The sequence below is a fragment of the Gemmatirosa kalamazoonensis genome, from assembly GCF_000522985.1.
GTDB lineage: Bacteria > Gemmatimonadota > Gemmatimonadetes > Gemmatimonadales > Gemmatimonadaceae > Gemmatirosa > Gemmatirosa kalamazoonensis.
The window spans coordinates 4412998-4432562 of sequence record NZ_CP007128.1; the positions used below are offsets into that span (position 1 = coordinate 4412998).

Genomic DNA, 19565 nt, shown 5'->3' on the forward strand with positions numbered 1-19565 from the left:
ACGCCGGCTCCCCCCCCACGGCGGCCGCGTCGCTCGGCGCTCATACCATTGCCTCCTCGGGCATGGGCTGCGTGTCCTCGTCGGGCGCGACGTCGATCGTCGCGACATCGGGTGCGGCCGGTTCGGCCGCCGGCTCGGCGACCGCGGGCTCGGCGACCGCGGGCTCGGCCACCGTCGGCTCGACGCGCGACGGCTTGGGCCCGGGGAGCAGCGTCGGCGCGGCGATCGTGTCGCGCGCCCACACGGGCAGCTCGGCGCGACGCTCCTGCCCGTAGCGGAGCAGCACGAGCGAGAAGCCGGGCACGTGGATCTGGCTCGTCGTCACCGGTCCCTGCTCGTCGCTCGCCGTGTCCACCACGCATCGCCACTGCCCGTCGCCCGCCATCGACGGCAGCGTCCACTCCACGTCGTCGAAGCCGCCGTTCAGCACGAGCAGCATGGTATCGCCGCGCACCGGCCGGCCGCGGTCGTCGGTCTCGTCGGCCGCCTCTCCGCTGATGAGCATCCCGACGGCGTGGTTGCCCGCCTCGCCCCACGTGTGGTCGCCCATCTCCTCGCCGTCGGGGCGGAGCCACGTGAGATCCTTCACGCCCGCCGCGTTCACCGGTCGACCGCGGAAGAAGCTGCGCCGGCGCAGCACGGGGTTGCCGTGGCGCACCGAGAAGACGTGGCGCGCGAACGCGAGCAGCTCCTCCTGCCACGGCTCGAGCGACCAGTCGATCCAGCTGATGTCGTTGTCCTGCGCGTACGCGTTGTTGTTGCCGCGCTGCGTGCGACCGATCTCGTCGCCGTGCGAGATCATCGGGACGCCCTGCGAGAACGCGAGCGTCGCGAGGAAGTTGCGCATCGCACGGCGGCGCTTCTGCAGCACGCGAACGTCGTCGGTCTCTCCCTCGACGCCCCAGTTGCGACTCAGGTTGTCATCGTGGCCGTCGCGGTTGCCCTCGCCGTTCGCCTCGTTGTGCTTGCGCTCGTACGTGACGAGGTCGCGCAGCGTGTAGCCGTCGTGCGCGGTCACGAAGTTGACGCTCGCGTACGCCTGCCGGTCGCTCCACTCGTAGATGTCGCTCGAGCCGGAGAGGCGCGACGCGAGCTCGGGCACCATCCCCGGATCACCGCGCCAGAAGCGGCGCGTGCAGTCGCGGTACTTGCCGTTCCACTCCGCCCAGCCGACCGGGAAGTTGCCGACCTGGTAGCCGCCGGGCCCCACGTCCCACGGCTCGGCGATCAGCTTCACGCGCGACAGCACGGGGTCCTGGTGGATGATGTCGAAGAACGCCGAAAGCCGGTTCACCTCGAACAGCTCGCGCGCGAGCACCGGCGCGAGGTCGAAGCGGAACCCGTCGACGTGCATCTCGGTGACCCAGTAGCGGAGCGAGTCCATGATCAGCTGGATCGTCCGCGGGTGCATCATGTTCAGCGAGTTCCCCGTCCCCGTGAAGTCCATGTAGAACCGCGGGTTCTCGGGGTTGAGCAGGTAGTACGCCTTGTTGTCCACGCCGCGCAGCGACAGCGTCGGGCCGAGGTGGTTCCCCTCTCCGGTGTGGTTGTACACGACGTCGAGGATCACCTCGATGCCGGCGGAGTGGAGCTTCTTCACCATCGTCTTGAACTCGTACACCTGCTGCCCGTAGTTCCGCGGCGCGTCCTCGTGGACACCCACCGTGGAGTAGCGGTAGTCGGGCGCGAAGAACGCGATGGAGTTGTACCCCCAGTAGTTCGACAGCCCGCGCTCCGCGAGATGCCGGTCGACGACGTAGTGGTGCACCGGCAGGAGCTCCACCGCCGTCACGCCGAGCGCGAGGAAGTAGTCGATGATCGGATCCGACGCGAGGCCGAGGTACGTACCGCGGTGCCGCGGGTCGACCTCGGGATGACGCACCGTCATCCCCTTCACGTGGCACTCGTAGATCACCGTGCGGTTCCACGGCGTGCGCGGCGGGCGGTCGTCGGCCCACGTGAACGCGTTGTCCACCACGACGCTCTTCGGGATGCCCGCCGCGCTGTTGTCCGTCGTCGGCTCGAGATCCTCGCGCGGGCCGCCGACGCGATAGCCGAACAGCGCGTCGCTCCACCGGATGGTGTTGCTCACCGCCTTCGCGTACGGGTCGATGAGCAGCTTGGCGGGGTTGAAGCGATGGCCGCGGTGCGGGTCGTACGGTCCGTGCACGCGGTAGCCGTAGAGCTGTCCCGGACGCACATCCGGGAGGTAGCAGTGCCAGACCTGGTCGCTGCGCTCGCGCAGCGGGATCTTCACGGTCTCGAACGCGTCGCCCGCCGTGTCGAACAGACACAGCTCGACGGCGGTGCCGTTCTCCGAGAAGATCGCGAAGTTCACCCCCTCGCCGTCCCAGTGGGCGCCGAGTGGGAAAGGTTGTCCGGGCCAGACGCGCATCAGGTCCTGTCGGTCGTATGCGTTAGGCGCGCGATGCCAGCGAGCGGGATGAGCACCCACGTCGGCCGGTTGCGCAGCTCGTAGTGTAGCTCGTAGAAGGCCTTCTCCAGCTCGAACACGGTGAGCAGCGCGTCGGCGCTCGCGCGCGCGCGCGGAAGGTAACCGCCCGTGCCGGGCCCGAAGTAGCCGGCGAGGAACGCCGTGCGCGCCTCGTGCTCCCACGCCGCCGCGCGCGCCGCCACGTCCGCGTCGTGCGGACGCTCGATCGCCGCGGTGGCCGCCGCGTACGCGAACGAGCGCAGCATACCCGCGACGTCGCGCAGCGGGGAGTGCCGTGCGCGCCGCTCCTCGAGCGGCTTCGCGGGCTCGCCCTCGAAGTCGATGACGTAGAATGTGCCGTCGTCCGCGCGCAGCACCTGGCCGAGGTGGTAGTCGCCGTGGTGGCGGGTGGCGCAGCCCGCGTCGTCGCCGGCGCGCTCCGCCGCGGCGCGCGCCACGCCGGCGAGCCGCTCGCTCCCCTCCGCCGACACACGACGCGCCGCGGCGAGCGCCGGCGGCGGCAGCCCGTCGAGCGCGCCCTCGGCGAGTCGCTCGCGCAGCAGCGCGACGCCGACGTCGATGGAGCGCGCCGCGGCGTCGGCCCACCGGCGCGCGGTGTCGCGGTCGGCACGCACCGGCGCGAAGTCGGGGTCCGCGTCGTCGGACGCGAGCGCGTCGTGCAGCGCGCGCGTCGTCGCGCCGAGCCGCCGCGCCTCCTCGCCGCGATCGTCGTCGGTGCCGTCGTGCGCCGCGGCGCGCGCGAGCGTCACCGCGTGTGCCCACGCGTCCGCTGCCCCGCCGACGAACCGCTGCGCCATCCCGGCGACGCTCGAGCCCTCGGCGTCCTCGATCGTCAGCGTGCCGAGGAGCGGCGGCGTGTGCGCGAAGCGCTTCCGCGTGAGGAAGCGCGTCACCTCCACGTCGGGCTGCGCGCCCGCCGCGAGCCGGCGGAACAGCTTCACGATCACCTTGCCGTCGTAGACGATCGACGTGTTGCTCTGCTCCGCCGACCCGACGCGCGACGACGACAGCGCCTCGAGCACCGCCGCGGCCTCCGCCTCGGGCTCGGCGACGAGCGCCGCACCCTGGCCGTCGACTCGATCACCGCGCGCGACGAGGCGCGCGAGCGTCAGGCGCAGCGCCTCGTCGCGCAGCGCGTCGGTCGGCGCGCGGTCGGGAGATTCCAGCCACGCGTTAGGCAGCCAGAGCTGGTATCGCACGTCCTCGCCGGCGACGCGCGCGCGCACCACGCAGCACGCCGCGTCGTCGAGCGGCACGACGGCCTCCACGCGCACTCCTTCCGGCCGTTCGCCGCGCGCGCCCGACCACCGCTGCTCGGTGATGTACGCGCCCAGGCGCGCGGCGGCCTCGGACCCGAGCGACGGCGGCGCCGCCGGCCGCCCGGTCACCGCGGCTCCCCTCCGCCCGCGGACCCGTCGAGCCGGAACCAGTAGTAGCCGTACGGCCCGAACGTGAGGAAGTACGGCAGCTCGCCGATCGGCGGGAACGGCCGGTCGGCCCACATCTCGATCGGCGTGCACCCCGCGAAGCGCGACAGGTCGAGCTGCGCCGGCTCCGCCGAGCGCGCGAGGTTGCACGCGACGAGGATCGTGTCGCCCTCGTGCTCGCGCAGGAACGCCAGCACCTTGCGATTGTCGGGATGCAGGAACTCGATGCGCCCGCGGCCGAACGCGCGCGACTTCTGACGCACCGAGATGAGCCGGCGCATCCACCGCAGCAGCGACGTGTTCGTGCGCTCCTGCGCCATCACGTTCACGCCCTGGTAGCCGTACGGCGGGTCGACGACGAGGGGACTGAAGAGCGCGGCCTGGTCGGCCTCGGAGAAGCCGGAGTTCCACGAGCCGTTCCACTGCATCGGCGTGCGCACGCCGTTGCGGTCGCCGAGAAAGATGTTGTCCCCCATGCCGATCTCGTCGCCGTAATACAGGATCGGCGTGCCGGGCATCGACATCAAGAGGATGTTCATCAGCTCGATGCGCCGCCGGCCGTTGTCCATGAGCGGCGCGAGCCGGCGCCGGATCCCCACGTTGATGCGCATGCGGGGATCCTTCGCGTACTCGCTGTACATGTAGTCGCGCTCCTCGTCGGTCACCATCTCGAGCGTCAGCTCGTCGTGGTTGCGGAGGAAGATCGCCCACTGACAGTCCGGCGGGATGTCGGGCGTGCGCGCCATGATCTCGACGATCGGCGTCCGGTTCTCCTGGGCGACCGCCATGTACATGCGCGGCATCACCGGGAAGTGGAACGCCATGTGGCACTCGTCGCTGTCGCCGAAGTACGGCCGCACGTCGGGCGGCCACTGGTTCGCCTCGGCCAGGAAGATGCGCCCGCGGTACTCGTCGTCGACGACGGCGCGCAGTCGCTTCAACACCTCGTGCGTCTCCGGCAGGTTCTCGCAGTTCGTGCCGTCGCGCTCGACGAGATACGGGATCGCGTCGAGCCGCAGCCCGTCGACGCCCATGTCGAGCCAGAAGCGCATCGCGTCGACGACCGCGTCGAACACCGCCGGGTTGTCGAAGTTGAGATCCGGCTGGTGCGAGAAGAACCGGTGCCAGAAGAACTGCTGCGCGACCGGATCCCACGTCCAGTTCGACGTCTCCGTGTCGGTGAAGATGATGCGCGTCTCGGCGTACTTGTTCGGATCGTCGCTCCACACGTACCAGTCGCGCTCCGGGCTTCCCTTCGGCGCCTGACGCGCGCGCTGGAACCACGGGTGCTGGTCCGACGTGTGGTTGATGACGAGCTCCGTGATCACGCGAATGCCGCGCGCGTGCGCCGCGTCGAGGAACGCGCGGAAGTCGTCGAGCGTGCCGTACGTCGGGTTGATCGCCTTGTAGTCCGCGATGTCGTAGCCGTCGTCGCGCAGCGGCGACGGATAGAACGGCAGCAGCCACACGCAGTCGACGCCGAGCGACTGGATGTAATCCAGCTTGTCCATCAGCCCGCGGAAGTCGCCGTAGCCGTCGGCGTTGCTGTCGCGGTACGCCTTCACGTGCAGCTGATAGATGATCGCGTCCTTGTACCAGAGCGGATCGTACGCCGCCGTCATGGCCAGCCCTCCCGGTCACGACGGGACAGCGGCACCACGCGCAGCAGGTGTCCAGGTTGCAGCGCCGGGTCGAGACGCACGTAGTTGCGCACGCCGCGCCACGTGTAGCGCGCCCCGGTCAACAGGTCGTGCACCTGGTACGGCTCGTCGGGTCCGATGCCCATCGCGTCGACGGGCACGTGCACCAGCCCGTGCTGCGCGTGGTGCGGGTCGAGGTTCACGACGCCGAGGATGTCGGCCGACCCGCCGACGCCCGCGCGACGATAGAACAGGATCTCCGGCGTCTCCGCGAAATGGAACGTGAGGTTGTCCTGCCGCTGCAGCGCGCGCTCGGCGCGGCGGATCGTGTTGAGGCGGCGGATGTCCTCGTCCAGGTTGCCCCGAGCGGTGTAGTCGCGCGGGCGCAGCTCGTACTTCTCGCTGTTCAGGTACTCCTCGCTCCCCGGCCTGACGGGGACGTTCTCCGACAGCTCGTAGCCGCTGTAGATGCCGTACAGAGGGCTCAGCGTCGCGGCGAGCAGCAGGCGCAGGCGGAACGCGGGACGCCCGCCGTGTACGAGGAACTCGTGCAGGATGTCCGGCGTGTTCGCGAAGAAGTTGCCGCGGTGGTACTGCGTCACCTCGGGCGCGAGGAACTCGTCGAGCCACTGCTCGATCTCCCACTTCGCGTTCTTCCACGTGAAGTAGCCGTACGACTGCGAGAAGCCGAGCTTCGCGAGGTGGAGCAGCTTCTTCGGCCGCGTGAACGCCTCGGAGAGGAACAGCACGTCGGGATGCCGCGACTGCACCTCGCGGATCGCCCACTCCCAGAACGCGAACGGCTTCGTGTGCGGGTTGTCGACGCGGAACGTCTTCACGCCGCGGTCCACCCAGAACAGCAGCACGTCGCGGCACGCGTTCCACAGGTTCTCCCGATCGTCGCACCAGAAGTTGATCGGGTAGATGTCCTGATACTTCTTCGGCGGATTCTCCGCGTACGCGATCGTGCCGTCCGGGCGGATGTGGAACCAGTCGGGGTGCTCCTTCACCCACGGATGGTCGGGGGCGCACTGCAGCGCGTAGTCGAGCGCGATCTCGAGCCCCAGCTCGTTCGCCCGCCTAACGAATCGCTCGAAGTCGGCGACCGTGCCGAGCTCCGGATGCACGGCGTCGTGTCCCCCCTCCGCGCCGCCGATCGCCCACGGGCTGCCGACGTCGCCCGGCTCGGGATCGAGCGTGTTGTTCTTCCCCTTCCGGAACGTGCGGCCGATCGGATGGATCGGCGGCAGGTACACGACGTCGAATCCCAGCTCGGCCACGCGCGGCAGCAACCGCTCCGCGTCGGCGAAGGTGCCGTGTCGGCCGTCGGGCGCGGCCGAGCGCGGGAACAGCTCGTACCACGCCGCGAAGCCCGCGCGCTCGCGATCGACCCACAGCGGCAGCTCGCGATCGTAGGTCGCGAGGTCGTCCGGCGGGTGATGCGCCTCCATGAGCGCGAGCAGCTCGGGGGCGAGCGCCGCCTGGACCTTCGTCCGCTGCGCGTTCGCGTCGTCGGCGAGCAGCGTCGCGTACGCGTCGAGCTTCCGACGCGAGTCGCCGGCACGCGTCGCCTTCACCGCCGCGCGTACCATCTCCACGGCCTCGAGCAGCTCGACGGCGACGTCCTGCCCGGCGTTCACCTTCTTCTCGAGCTTGCCCCGCCAGGTGCCGAACGCGTCGGTCCACCCCTCGACGGTGAACGTCCAGCGGCCGATCGCGTCGAGCTCGAACGCGCCGTGCCATCGGTCCGCGTTCTTGTCCCACGCGAGCGGCGTGTAGCGCCAGTCGGTGTCGCGGGGTCCGCGGTAGCGGACACGGGCACGCAGGAGGTCGTGCCCGTCCTTGAAGATGTCCGCGCCGACCTCCAGCAGCTCCCCGACGATGCGCTTCGGGGCGAACCGCCCGTCGTCCACGACGGGGGTGACGTGCTCGATGGCGAGGTGGGGCAGCGCGCCGCCGCCCCTCGGCGGCCGGAGGCGGGGTTCTTTCCGGTCGTGCATGTCGTGGTGGGCGGGTGGTGTGGCGGCCTCTCCGCTTCAAGAGGCGGGCCATTACCTGCTCACCGACGGCGGCGGTGACACGGCGGCGCTGAACGGCGGCGGCGGAGCATCGGCGCTGAAACGGTAACACCCCCTGCGGCCCGAGAGCCGAGGGGGTGTCACCTTTTCAGAGCCGCCGTTTCAGCGCCGCCGTTTCAGCGCCGCTCGTTCAGTGCCGGCGTTCAGGGATTCTGCGCCGCCATCGCCGTCACGCTCCCGACGTCGCTCGCCTCGACCACGAACACCACTCGGCGGTTCAGCTCGGCGCCCGGCGCATCCTTCGCGGCGCCCGGCCGCACCTGCCGCGACTCGCCGTAGCCGATCGACGCGAGCAGGCCGTCGTTCAGCCCCTGCTGCACGAGATAGTCGCGCACGGCATCGGCGCGGCGCTTCGAGAGCTGCAGGTTGTAGCGCGGCGTGCCGGCCGGATCGGCGAAGCCCTCGACGGTGATCTTCGCGCCCGGATAGTACTTCTGGGCGACCTTCGCGAAGCGCTCGAGCGCCGCGTGGTCCTGATCGCGCACCATCGCGTCGTCGAAGCCGAAGTGCACCGGCATGTCGAACTTCACCTGATCTTCCATCGCGGTGATGCGCGCGCCGAACTCGGTGCGCAGCGCCGTCAAGTCGCTCCGCAGCGACTCGAGGTTCGTACGCAGCGTCGCGACATCCGTGCGCACACCGGCGATGTCACGAGCGCTCGAGCTGTCGCCCGCGATGCGGGCCATGCGCTCCTGCTCGGCAGCGGTGTTGACGCTGCGGTTGACGTAACCCTTCGTGGCGCAGCCGCTGCTCGCGACCACCGCGAACGATGCGACCGCGGCCAGCTTCATGTTGCGCATCATAGCCTACGCTCCGAGTAGTGTTTTGAAACGGGTCGGCCTCGGCCGGCTCGAATGCAACGTACGCCGCATACCGACGTTCGAGGCGTGACCGGAGTCACGGGTGAGCGCAAATGGCGATACTGGCACGACTTCGCGCGCTGCTCACGGCGCGGGCTTGGCGAGCCATTCGCCCCCGTCCACGACGAAGATCGCGCCGGTGATCCAGTCGCCGGCGGGCGACGCGAGGAACGCGACCATGTTCGCTACGTCACGTGGCGTGCCCCAGCGCCGCAGCGGGATCATCTTTTTCGCCCACGTCGCCATCGCCTGATCCGCTGCGGCGAACACGTCCGGAATGCCGCTCTCTGCCGGTGGCGTGAACGCCTTGCGCACGCCTTCGGTGGGGATCGGACCGGGCGCGACCGCGTTCACGCGGATGCCGTGCGGCGCCCACTCCACGGCGAGCGTGCGCGTGAGCGCGTCGATCCCCGCCTTCGCTGCCGTCGCGTGCGCCATCTGCGGCCAGCCGCGGTAGTGCAGCGTCATCGACACGTTCACCACGCGCCCCCCGCCCTGCGCCTTCATCACCGGCATCACGGCCTGCGTGCAGAAGAACGTGCCGTACAGATCGATCTCCACCACGGAGCGCCACGCGTTAGGCGTCAGCGACTCCGACGGCGCGTAGAAGTTGCCCGCCGCGTTGTTCACGAGCAGGTCGATGCGCCCGTGCTCGGCGCGCACCTCCTCCACCATCGCGCGCACGCGCTCGGGATCGCGCACGTCGACCTCGACCGCCGACGCCTTCCCACCGCCGCCGCGCAGCAGCTCCACCGTCGGATCGAGATGCTGCCGGCGCCGGCTCGCGATGACGACGTGCGCGCCTAACGACGCCAGCAGCTCGGAGATGCCGAAGCCGATGCCCGTGCCGCCACCCGTGACGAGCGCGACCTGGCCGTCGAGCAACCCTTCGCGGAACACCGAGGTATCGGGCATCGATCGTCAGGCGTCACTGGTGTCGTGAGGTCTCATGCGGAGGCGCGGAGAACGCGGAGAACTTCCCTTGCCGTGTGATTGAACCGCAGAGGACGCAGAGGGCCGCAGAGAGCATCAACAGCAAAGACCCGGGGATGAAAGGATCCCAGGATCCCTGAGGATCCTTTCATCCCCAGATCTTTTGCTGTTCGAAGAGGCGGCCCTCTGCGGCCCTCTGCGGTTCGAACGCCGAGAGAAGTTCACCGCTGCGCCGCACCGACCACCGGCCGCGCGCCGGCATCCGGCGCGAGCCACCGGTCGAACCACGACACGTACCGCTGCAGGATGTCCACGCGGTGGCTCGGCGCGGACGGCGAGTGGTGCATGCCGGGGTAGACGACCAGCTGCGTCGGTACGCCGAGCGTGCGCAGCGCCTGGTACATCTGCTCGCCGCCGACGACGGGGACGTTGAAGTCCTTGTCGCCGCCCATGAACAGCGTCGGCGTCTTGATCCGGTTCGCGTTGAAGAACGGGTACGAGAGCTTGAGCCACAGGTCGCGCTTCTCCCACGGCGCGCCGAGCTCCTGCTCGTACTGCGTGACGTACATGTCGGAGCCGTACATCGAGAGCTGCAGCGCGCTCCCGGCCCCGCTCACCGCCGCCTTGAAGCGCGGCGTCGTCGCGATCGTGTAGTCGGTCAGGATGCCGCCGTAGCTCCACCCGCCGACGCCGAGCCGGTTCGGGTCCGCGATGCCGCGCGTCACCGCCGCGTCCACCGCGCCGAGCAGGTCGATCACCTCCTTGTGGCCCCAGTCGGCGAAGATCGCCTTCTGGTACGCCGCGCCGCGCCCGTTGCTGCCGCGATAGTTCACCGAGAGCACCGCGAAGCCGCGGGCCGCGAACAGCTCGCGCTGCAGGTTGAACGCGAGCTCGTCCTGCCCGTTAGGCCCGCCGTGGATGAAGAGCACGAGCGGCAGCTTCGAGTCCGGCGCCGCGCCGGCAGGGCGCACGAGCACCGCGTGCACGTCGGTTCCGTCCGGGCTGCGCGACGCGAACTCCTCGGTGGTGCCGAGCTGCAGCGCCGCGAACAGCGAGTCGTTCTGGTGCGACAGCTGCCGCAGCGTGCCGCGCTCGGCCGCGAAGATCTCCGGCGCGCGGTCGGGTGTCGCGCTCAGCACCGCCATGACGCCGTCCGCGGCGCCGCCCGGCGCGCTGAACGCGCTCGTCACGCGCTTGCCGGTGAGCACACGCTCCACCGCGCCGTCGGCGAGGCGCACGCGGGCCACCTGCTGCGTGCGGTCGTCCACCACGACGACCCACACCGACCGGCCGTCGGCCGCGAACGCCGGCGAGCGCACCGGCCGGTCGATCGTCGTCGGCACGAGGCGCGCCGGCGCGCTGCCGTCCGCGGGCACGGTGGCCAGCCGGTTCTGGTTGTACGCCGAGTACTTCGCCGAGTCGCCGCGCAGGAACACGATCGTCGTGCCGTCGGGGCTCCACGCCGGCCGGCCGGAGTCGTCGCCGTCGAAGTCCGTTAGGCGCCGCGGCGTCGCGCCGGCGCGCGCCTCCACGACGTACAGGTCGTCGCCGCCGGGATGCCGCGGCTCGGGCAGCGTCGTGCGCACGAACGCGATCCGCGTCCCGTCGGGCGACCAGCTCGGCGTGCCGTCGTCGTCGAGCCCGCGCGTGAGCGTGTCCAGCTTGCGCGTGTCGATCGTGAACACGGCGATGTGGCTGCGCGACGAGCCGAGGTAGCCGCCGCCGTCGCTCTTGAACGCGTAGCGATCGAGCACGATCGGCTTCGGCGTCTTGCGCTCCGAGGTATCGCGCCGCGCGAGCGAGTCGGTCTCGTCCTCCACGACGAGCGCGAGGCGCTTGCCGTCCGGCGACCACATCACGTCGGAGACGCCGCCCTTGATCTGCGTCACGCGCTGCGCCTCGCCGCCTCGCCGGTCGAGCAGCCACACCTGGCCGCCCTTCCCCTCCTGGCGGCCGGAGACGAACGCGAGCCACCGGTTGTCCGGGCTCCACCGCGGCGAGCTCTCCGACTCGTTCGACCAGGTGAGTCGCACCGACTGCGACCCGTCCCAGCTCGTCATCCACACGTCGCTGTCGTTGCGGTCGCGCGCGGAGTCGGGCGAGGTCACCGTGTACGCCACCCACGCGCCGTCGGGCGAGCGCTGCGGGTCGGAGACGGTCTTCAGCCGGTAGTAGTCGGCCGGGGTGATCGCCCGACGAGGCGTCGCGCCCTGTGCGTGGCCGACGAGGGGGGACGCGGAGACGAGGGCCGCGAGCACCGCGGCAGGAAGGCGTCGAGGCATGCGGAGACGGCGAAGGCGGGAGGTGGGGAACGACGCCGCGTAAGCTGCGTTCCGGCCGCGCGCCACGCCACTGCGCGGACGCCCGCCGTGACGGGCGCGGAACGCGGCGGGCCCCGGATCCCGCGAGGGAATCCGGGGCCCGCCCGACATGCCTAACGGCTCGACGCTCAGGGGATCGGGACCTGCTTGCTGACCGTGCCCGTGAGACCGTTCGCGTCCTTCACGGTGAGCGTCACCGTGTACGTGCCCGTCGCCGCCCACGTGTTCTTCGTCGTCGCGGCCGTCTTCGTCTCGGTGCGGCCGTTGCCCCAGTTCCACGTGTACGACGCGATCGCGGCGCCGGCCGTGCTCGTGCTCGCGTCGAACGCGCACTGGTGCGGGTAGAGCATCCCCGTGCAGTTCCACGTGAAGCTCGCCACCGGCGCCGTGGAGCTCGGGGGCGGCGGCGCCGGCGCGACCACCGTGATCGAGCGCGTCGCGGTCGCCGAGGCGCCCTTCGAGTCGGTCGCCTTCAGCGTGATGGTGTGCGTGCCGGCGGAGAGCGTCGTCGTGCTGAACGACGTGCCCGTGCCGATCTGCCCGTTGATGGAGCTCGTCCACACGAGCGACGCACCGGAGAGCGCGCCGTCCTCCGGATCCGTGCCGGTGCCGGTGAACGTCACGCTCGTGCCCTGCGTCACGCTCGCGCCGGCCGCCGGCGCGGTGATCGTCGCCGTGGGCGCCGCGTTCGCCGACACCACGGCGCCGAGGAACCCGACGTAAAGCAGCTTGTTCGGCGTGCCGGCGCCGAGCGTCGTGATCTTGTTCGGCGTCGCGTTCGTCGTGAGCGCCGACGACACCTGCGCGGGCGTCGCCGTCGGGTACTTCGACAGGTACAGCGCCGCGGCGCCCGCCACGTGCGGCGAGGCCATCGAGGTGCCGCTCATCGCCGCGGTGGCGGTGGTGCTCGTGTAGTAGTCCGACGTGATCGACACGCCCGGCGCGTTCAGGTCGACGCACGTGCCGTAGTTCGAGAAGCTCGCGAACCCGTCGAGCTTGTTCGTCGCGCCGACGGTGATCGCCGCGGGCACGTGCGCCGGCGACTCCGTGCACGCGTCGGCCGCCGAGTTGCCCGCCGCGACGACGACGGTGATGCCGGCGCTCGTGAGGCTCGTGACCGCGTTGTCGAGCGCCGTCGAGATGCCGCCGCCGAGGCTCATGTTCACGACCATCGGACGGGTGGGGTTCGCCTGCTTCTGCTTCACCACCCAGTCGAGGCCCGCGATCACGCCCGACGACGAGCCGGAGCCGGTGCAGTCCAGCACCCGCACGCCGACGAGCGACACCGCCTTCGCCACGCCGTACTTCGTGCCGCCAACGGTCCCGGCGACGTGCGTGCCGTGGCCGTTGCAGTCGGCCGCCGTGCCGCCGCTCGTCACCGCGTCGTAGCCGGCCTTCGCGCGCCCGCCGAAGTCGGTGTGCGCGTAGTTGATCCCCGTGTCGACGATGTACACCGTGACGCCGGTGCCGTCGGTCGCGTACGCGTACGAGGTGGTGAGCGGCAACGCCGCCTGGTCGATGCGGTCGAGCCCCCACGTGGCGCCCGCCTGCACGCCGCTCGCGTCGATGCCCACCGCCATGTCGGGCACGACCGCGAGCACGTTCCGGTCGCGGCCGATCTGCACCGCCGACGAGTCGTCGACGTCGACGACGAAGCCCTCGAACACGTCGGTGAACACGCTGCCGAGCCGCCCGTGTTGCGACGCCGCGATGCTCGCCGCGGCCGCCGCCACGTTCGGCACCGCGCCGCGCTGCAGGATCACGATGTACCGCCCCGGGATCGCCTGGCCGCGCGCGGCCACGCTGAGCGAGGGGACGGCAGGCGTCAGCGCGCGGTCCGTCGTAACCGTGGGCGCGGTAGGATCGCCCTGACAGGCGGCGAGCACGAGCGCGCCGAGGACAGGCGTGAGGAATCGCTTCATGGGCGGGCGGGGGCCACGTGGCCGTGGACTGGGAGGGAGGCCTTCCGGCCGAACGGTGGAGTCACGTCGGCGGAGAGGTCGTGCGCGGTGCGGCGGGACGTGCGGTCGTGCGGGGGAGAGCGCGCGGGCGCGCGGCTCGGTCTAAGACAAGCGGGAGCCCTGCAATTTTCCCGTGACCGCCATCACGGCGAGCCCTACTCTGTGCCGGTCGGATCCTCGAGATCCAGCTCCACCTGCGGCGCGACGAGGAACGATCGCCGGTGGTGTGGCGTCATGCCTAACGCCGTGAGCCCCGCCCGGTGCGCCGCCGTCGCGTAGCCGGCGTTCCGCTCCCACGCGTAGCCGGGCCGTCTGCGGGCGAGCGCCGTCATCAGCCGGTCGCGCGTCACCTTCGCCACGATCGACGCGCACGCGATGGCGTGCACCTTCGCGTCGCCCCCCACCACGGCGGTGTGCTCCACGCCGAGCGTGCGGATCGGCTTCCCGTCGAGGATGACGTGGTGCGGCGCGCTGCCCAGCAGCCGCTCCAGCCGCGCGAGCGCGCGCCGCATCGCGAGCACCGTCGCGTGGTAGATGTTCAGCCGGTCGATCTCGCGCGCCGACGCGGCCCCGACGGCCACGGCGAGCGCGTGGCGTCGAATGAGGCGCTCCAGCCGCTCCCGCTCCGCCGCGGTGAGCCGCTTGGAGTCGTCGACGCCGGCGATCGCGCGCGCGTCGGGCGGCATCACGACCGCGCACGCCACCACCGGGCCGGCGAGCGGCCCCCGCCCCACCTCGTCGATCCCGGCGATCAGCGGCCCGCGCGAGGCGCGGATCGCGCGCTCGAGATCGCTCCAACGCGAACGGCGCGCCCTGCGTGGTGCGGGGCGCGCCGTGGGTTGCGCGGGCGTCTCGGCCGGCGGCTCGGCGGGTGGCTCGCTCGGCGGGACCGAGGGAGCGTCCGACACGGCCGGGATCAGGCCTTCGCGGCGCCCGCCGGAGCGGCCTTCGGGGCCGCCTTGCGCTCCTTGATGCGCGCCGCCTTGCCGGTGACGTTGCGCAGGTAGTACAGCTTCGCGCGGCGCACGAGGCCACGGCGCACCACCACCACGTCGCCGAGCATCGGGCTGTGCACCGGGAAGATGCGCTCCACGCCGACGCCGTTCGAGATCTTGCGGACGGTGAACGTCTCGCTCACCCCGCTGCCGCGACGGGCGATGCAGACCCCCTCGAACGCCTGGAGACGCTCCTTGTCGCCCTCCTTCACGCGGACGTTGACGCGAAGCGTGTCACCGGCGCGGAACGGGGGGATGTCGCTGCGGAGCCACTCCTTCTGGGTTTCGATGAACGGGTGCATATGACACGCTCGGGGCTGGAGGAAACGCCCGATCAGGATTCTGGGTCGGACAAGAGGTTTGTCGGGAGAATCGCAACCTAGCCAACCGGATGGGGTTACGCTAGCCGTCCCGGACGCTCCGACGCCCTACCAGCGCTCCACGCGCGGCTTCCCGAAGCCGCCCGGCGCGATCGGCAGCGGCGCCGACGACCCGCCGAACAGGAACTGCACGCTGAGCAGCCGGTTCGCGGTCCCGGCGGGCACGGCGCCGAGCGCGCCCTGCACCGCGTGCCCCACGAGCGCCGCGCTGACCTCGGCCGGCGACGCCGCGGGGTGCGCCGAGAGATAGAGCGCCGCCGCGCCCGCCACGAACGGCGCCGCCGACGAGGTCCCGCTCATCACGCGGGTCGCCGAGTCGTCCGCCGCCCACGCCGACAGGATCTCGGTGCCCGGCGCGACGAGCGCCACGCAGCTGCCGCGGTTCGAGAACGCCGCGTAGCCGTCGGACCGGTCGCTCGCGGCGACCGTGAGCACGCCGGTCACCCGCGCCGGCGACGTCGCGCACGCGTCGGTGCCCGCGTTGCCGGCCGCCGCGACCACCGTGACGCCGGCATCGAGCGCGCCCCGCACCGCCTGGTCGAACGCGGTGCTCGCGGCGGTGCCCTCGAGGCTCATGTTCACCACCATCGGCGTCGACGGGTGCGCGCGCTTCTGCTCCACCACCCAGCCGAGCGCCGCGATCGCCTGCGACATGGTGCCGCGCATCGCGCAGTCGAGCACCCGCAGCGACACCACCTGCACTCCCTTCGCGACGCCGTAGCCGCGACCGGCGACGACGCCCGCGTCGTGCGTGCCGTGGCCGTTGCAGTCCTCGCCGGCCCCCGCCACGCCGCCGCTCACGAAGTCGGCGCCGGCACTCGCCCGCCCGCCGAACTGTTCGTGCGTCAGCCGTATGCCGGTGTCGAGCACGTAGACGACGACGCCCTCGCCGCCGGCGCGGTACACGTAGGTGCCGGCCAGCGGCAGCGCCGACTGGTCGATCCGGTCGAGCCCCCACGGCGCGTCGAGCTGCAGGCCGGCGCCCCGGATCTCCTGGTCGGGCTCCACACCCTCGACGTCGGCGTCGGCGACGAGCGCCCGCACCTCGTCGGCCGACAGCGCGGCGGCGAATCCGTGCAGTCGGCCCGCGGCCAGCGCGCGCACGCTGCCGTGTCGCGCCGTGGCGACGTGCGCGTTCACCACACGTTCGGCGCCGCCCGCATCACGCAGCCGCACCACCCACCGGGCGCCGGAGGCGACCGGCGGCGCCGCGCTCGGCGCGATGGGGTCCTGGCATGCCGCGAGGCCGAGCGCGGCCGCGGCGACGAGGGAGCGAGGGAGCGGCGACGACATGTCGACGAGTATCGGCCGCTCGCCCGAACTCCTGACTCACGATCGCGACCGCTTCCGCTTCGGCTTCTCTGGCTTCACGGGCTCCGGCAGCCCGTCGCGCCGCGCGGTGAGGCGCAGCCCCTCCCACTCGCGCCACTCGGCGATCTTCTTGTGGTCGCCGGAGAGCAGGACCTCGGGCACCGCGTGGCCGCGGTACTCCGGCGGCCGCGTGTAGCTCGGCGCCGAGAGCCCGCGGCCGTAGAACGAGTCGCCGTACGCGCTGTCGTGATCCGACATCGCGCCGGGAAGCAGCCGCACGACCGCGTCGACGATGGCGAGCGCCGCCGGCTCGCCGCCGCTGAGCACGAAGTCGCCGAGCGACAGCTCCTCGGTCGCGAGATGGTCGGCGACGCGCTGGTCGACGTCCTTGTAGTGGCCGCAGAGCAGCGTGAGCTCCGCTCCCTCGCTGAAGCGGATCGCGTCGGCCTGCGTGAACCGGCGGCCGCGCGGCGACAGCAACACGATCGGCGCGGTGGCGCCTAACGCTTCCACCGCCTCGAAGAACGGCGCCGGCTTCATGACCATCCCCGGGCCGCCGCCGTACGGGTAGTCGTCGACGGAGCGGTGGCGATCGTGGGTGTGGTCGCGCAGGTCGACGAGGCGGTACGTGACGCTCCCCGCGGCGGCGGCGCGCGCCGGGATGCTCAGTCCCAGCGGTCCCTCGAAGAACGCCGGGAAGATCGTGACGATGTTGACCTGGAGCGGGCTCACTCCAGCAGTCCGTCCGGCGGTGTCACGACGACGGCCCTGCGGGTGAGGTCCACCTCGGCGACGACCTCGGGTCGGTAGAGCAAGAGCACCGTGCCCTTCGCCGGCGCCGCACGCTTCACGTCGAAGGCGAGCCCCTGCGGCAGCTCGAACAGGTCGACCACCTCGCCGACGTGCGTGCCGTCGGCCAGCTCGACGCGCAGGCCGAGCAGGTCGTGGTAGTGCACCTCGTCGTCGGCCGGCGGCGGGAGCTCCGACTCCGGCACGAGGAGCGTGCGGTCGCGCCAGAGATCGGCCTCGTTGCGGTCGTCGATCGACGAGAGGCTCATGATCCACCCGCCCTTGAACGGCGTCGCGCTGCGGACGGTGAGCTCGCGCGGCGTGCGGAGCGGCCGGCCGTCCGGGGTGCCGCCGAGCAATCGACGTCCAACGGCGAGCACCGTCTCGGGCGTGGTGGTCAGCGCCTCGACGACGACGTCGCCGCGCACGCCGTGCGCCTTGCGAACGCGGCCGACGACCACCAGGTCGCCGGCCGCGTCACGTGCTTCTGCCATGGCCGCGTTACTCGGCGGCGGGCGTCTCGGGGAGCGCGACGGCCGAGTTCTGCAGCTTGCGCGCGAGACGCGCCTCGTGGCGCTGCTTCAGCACACCGGCGCGGCGGAGCAGCGAGCGCACCGTGTCGCTCGGCTGGGCGCCGACGTCGAGCCAGTAGTTCACGCGCTCGACGTTGACGTTGACGCGCTGGGCGTCGCTCGATCGGGGCGCGTACTGCCCGACGATCTCGATGAACTTGCCGTCGCGCGGGCTCTTGCTGTCGGCGACGACGATGCGGTACGTCGGGGCCTTCTTGCGGCCGACGCGGCGGAGACGGATACGAACCATGTGCCTAACGCTCCTCGATCGAGTGAGTTGTCCTGCTCCCGGGCTCCTCGCGCGGTCCGGCGTCTCCGGCGCGCACCCGGTACTTCAGCGTGGAGCGTGGAGCGTGGAGAATGCAGTCGACGCTCTACGCTCCACGCTCCACGCTATCTCCTGAACGGCGATCCCCCGCCGCCCATGCCGGGCATCCCGGGGAAGCCGGGCATGCGCCCGCCCCCGGTCATCATCTTCATCATCTTCTGCATCTGCTTGAACTGGTCGAGCAGCTGGTTCACCTCGGTGACCGTCCGCCCCGACCCCTTCGCGATGCGCAGGCGTCGCGACCCGTTCATGAGATCCGGCTTCTTGCGCTCGGCCGGCGTCATGGAGAGCACGATCGCCTCGATGTGCTTCATGCGCTTCGGGTCGATCTTCGCCTGCTTCAGCATGGACGCGTTCACGCCCGGCAGGAGCTTCAGCAGCCCTTCGAGGGGGCCGAGCTTCTGCATCTGCTTCAGCGTGGTGAGGAAGTCCTCGAAGTCCATCCCCTCCTTGCGGACCTTCTTCTCGAGGCGCTTCGCCTCCGCCTCGTCGAACGTCGACTGCGCCTTCTCGACGAGCGTGAGGATGTCGCCCTGCTGGAGGATGCGCCCGGCCATGCGGTCGGGGTGGAAGTCCTCCAGCGCGTCGAGCTTCTCGCCGACGCCGATGTACTTGATCGGCTTCTTCGTGATCCCGTAGATCGACAGCGCGGCGCCGCCGCGAGCGTCGCCGTCCATCTTCGTGAGGATCACGCCGGTGACGTTCAGCGCCTCGTCGAAGCCCTGCGCGATGCGCACGGCCTCCTGTCCCGTCATGCCGTCGGCGACGAACAGGATCTCGGTCGGCTGCACGGCGGCCTTGAGGCGCTTGAGCTCGTCCATGAGCTCCGCGTCGATCTGCAGCCGGCCGGCGGTGTCGACGATGACGACGCGGTCACGCGCGCGCTTCGCCTGCTCGATGCCGTCGCGCGCGATGCGGACGACGTCCTTCGTCGAGCGGTCGGCGTAGACGGGGATGTCGAGCTGCTGGCCGAGCGTCTCGAGCTGGTCGATGGCGGCGGGGCGGTAGACGTCCGCGGCGATGAGCCGGGTCTGGCGCCCTTCGGCCTTCAGCTTGCGCGCGAGCTTCCCCGCCGTGGTAGTCTTCCCGGAGCCCTGCAGCCCGACCATCATGACGACCGTCGGCGGGATGGTGCTCAGCTTGAGCCCTTCCTGCCGCTCGCCGAGCATGGCGGTGAGCTCGTCGTAGACGACCTTGACGAGCTGCTGGGCCGGATTGACGCCGCGCAGCTGCGTGACGCCGATCGCCTTCTGCTCCACCCGCTCGAGGAACTGCCGGGTGAGCTGGAAGTTGACGTCGGCCTCGAGGAGGACGCGCCGGACCTCGCGCAGCCCTTCCTTGATGTCGGCCTCGGTGAGGACGCCACGGCCGCGGAGGCGCGCGAACGTCGCCTCGAGTTTTTCGGTGAGCTCGTCGAACATAGCCTTCTAAAGTACCGCAGGATAAGATCTTGAGCAACCGGCCCGGGTGCCCTGCCAACGGCGGGCGCTCGGGTATCAGGTCTGCATCGTCCTC

Annotated in this window: 15 protein-coding genes; all 15 read right to left on the reverse strand. The window is 71.2% G+C overall.

Annotated elements, in window-relative coordinates; genetic code table 11:
• Window positions 1–40 precede the first annotated feature (40 nt).
• Window positions 41–2395 (reverse strand): glycogen debranching protein GlgX, encoded by a 2355-nt coding sequence (glgX, locus tag J421_RS19255; protein WP_025412801.1) that lies wholly within the window; start codon window positions 2393–2395, stop codon window positions 41–43.
• Window positions 2395–3843 carry a hypothetical protein gene (locus J421_RS32915; RefSeq protein WP_158508842.1) on the reverse strand — a complete coding sequence of 483 codons (1449 nt, stop codon included), beginning with the start codon at window positions 3841–3843 and terminating at the stop codon, window positions 2395–2397. The genes glgX and J421_RS32915 overlap by 1 nt, the downstream gene beginning before the upstream one ends.
• A complete protein-coding gene (treS, locus tag J421_RS19265) occupies window positions 3840–5504 on the reverse strand; it encodes a maltose alpha-D-glucosyltransferase (RefSeq protein WP_104022821.1) in 1665 nt (554 codons plus the stop codon). The genes J421_RS32915 and treS overlap by 4 nt, the downstream gene beginning before the upstream one ends.
• Window positions 5501–7522 carry an alpha-1,4-glucan--maltose-1-phosphate maltosyltransferase gene (locus J421_RS19270; protein WP_025412802.1) on the reverse strand — a complete coding sequence of 674 codons (2022 nt, stop codon included), beginning with the start codon at window positions 7520–7522 and terminating at the stop codon, window positions 5501–5503. Before J421_RS19270 ends, treS begins: the two co-directional genes overlap by 4 nt.
• Window positions 7523–7743: 221 nt before the next feature.
• On the reverse strand, window positions 7744–8403 hold the full coding sequence (locus J421_RS19275) for an OmpA family protein (RefSeq protein WP_025412803.1): 660 nt from the start codon (window positions 8401–8403) through the stop codon (window positions 7744–7746).
• 141 nt (window positions 8404–8544) lie between these two features.
• Window positions 8545–9375, reverse strand: coding sequence for an SDR family oxidoreductase (locus tag J421_RS19280; RefSeq protein ID WP_104022822.1), 831 nt, complete (start codon window positions 9373–9375; stop codon window positions 8545–8547).
• A 239-nt stretch (window positions 9376–9614) separates the two neighbouring features.
• Entirely contained in the window at window positions 9615–11675 is a 2061-nt protein-coding gene (locus J421_RS19285; RefSeq protein WP_104022823.1) for a S9 family peptidase, read from the reverse strand.
• Between the two features lie 167 nt (window positions 11676–11842).
• Window positions 11843–13636 carry a S8 family serine peptidase gene (locus J421_RS19290; RefSeq protein ID WP_025412806.1) on the reverse strand — a complete coding sequence of 598 codons (1794 nt, stop codon included), beginning with the start codon at window positions 13634–13636 and terminating at the stop codon, window positions 11843–11845.
• A gap of 194 nt (window positions 13637–13830) precedes the next feature.
• Window positions 13831–14583: a ribonuclease HII gene (locus J421_RS19295; protein WP_025412807.1), complete on the reverse strand. Its 753-nt coding sequence runs from the start codon at window positions 14581–14583 to the stop codon at window positions 13831–13833.
• Window positions 14584–14591: 8 nt separating this feature from the next.
• Window positions 14592–14972 carry a 50S ribosomal protein L19 gene (gene rplS, locus J421_RS19300; protein ID WP_025412808.1) on the reverse strand — a complete coding sequence of 127 codons (381 nt, stop codon included), beginning with the start codon at window positions 14970–14972 and terminating at the stop codon, window positions 14592–14594.
• Between the two features lie 126 nt (window positions 14973–15098).
• On the reverse strand, window positions 15099–16343 hold the full coding sequence (locus J421_RS19305) for a S8 family peptidase (protein ID WP_025412809.1): 1245 nt from the start codon (window positions 16341–16343) through the stop codon (window positions 15099–15101).
• Window positions 16344–16379: 36 nt separating this feature from the next.
• Window positions 16380–17093 carry a tRNA (guanosine(37)-N1)-methyltransferase TrmD gene (trmD, locus tag J421_RS19310; protein ID WP_025412810.1) on the reverse strand — a complete coding sequence of 238 codons (714 nt, stop codon included), beginning with the start codon at window positions 17091–17093 and terminating at the stop codon, window positions 16380–16382.
• Window positions 17090–17644, reverse strand: a complete 555-nt coding sequence (gene rimM, locus J421_RS19315) for a ribosome maturation factor RimM (protein WP_104022824.1) — start codon at window positions 17642–17644, stop codon at window positions 17090–17092. The genes trmD and rimM overlap by 4 nt, the downstream gene beginning before the upstream one ends.
• 7 nt (window positions 17645–17651) lie before the next feature.
• Entirely contained in the window at window positions 17652–17972 is a 321-nt protein-coding gene (rpsP, locus tag J421_RS19320; RefSeq protein ID WP_025412812.1) for a 30S ribosomal protein S16, read from the reverse strand.
• 143 nt (window positions 17973–18115) lie between these two features.
• A complete protein-coding gene (gene ffh / locus J421_RS19325; protein ID WP_025412813.1) occupies window positions 18116–19471 on the reverse strand; it encodes a signal recognition particle protein in 1356 nt (451 codons plus the stop codon).
• Between the last annotated feature and the right edge of the window lie 94 nt (window positions 19472–19565).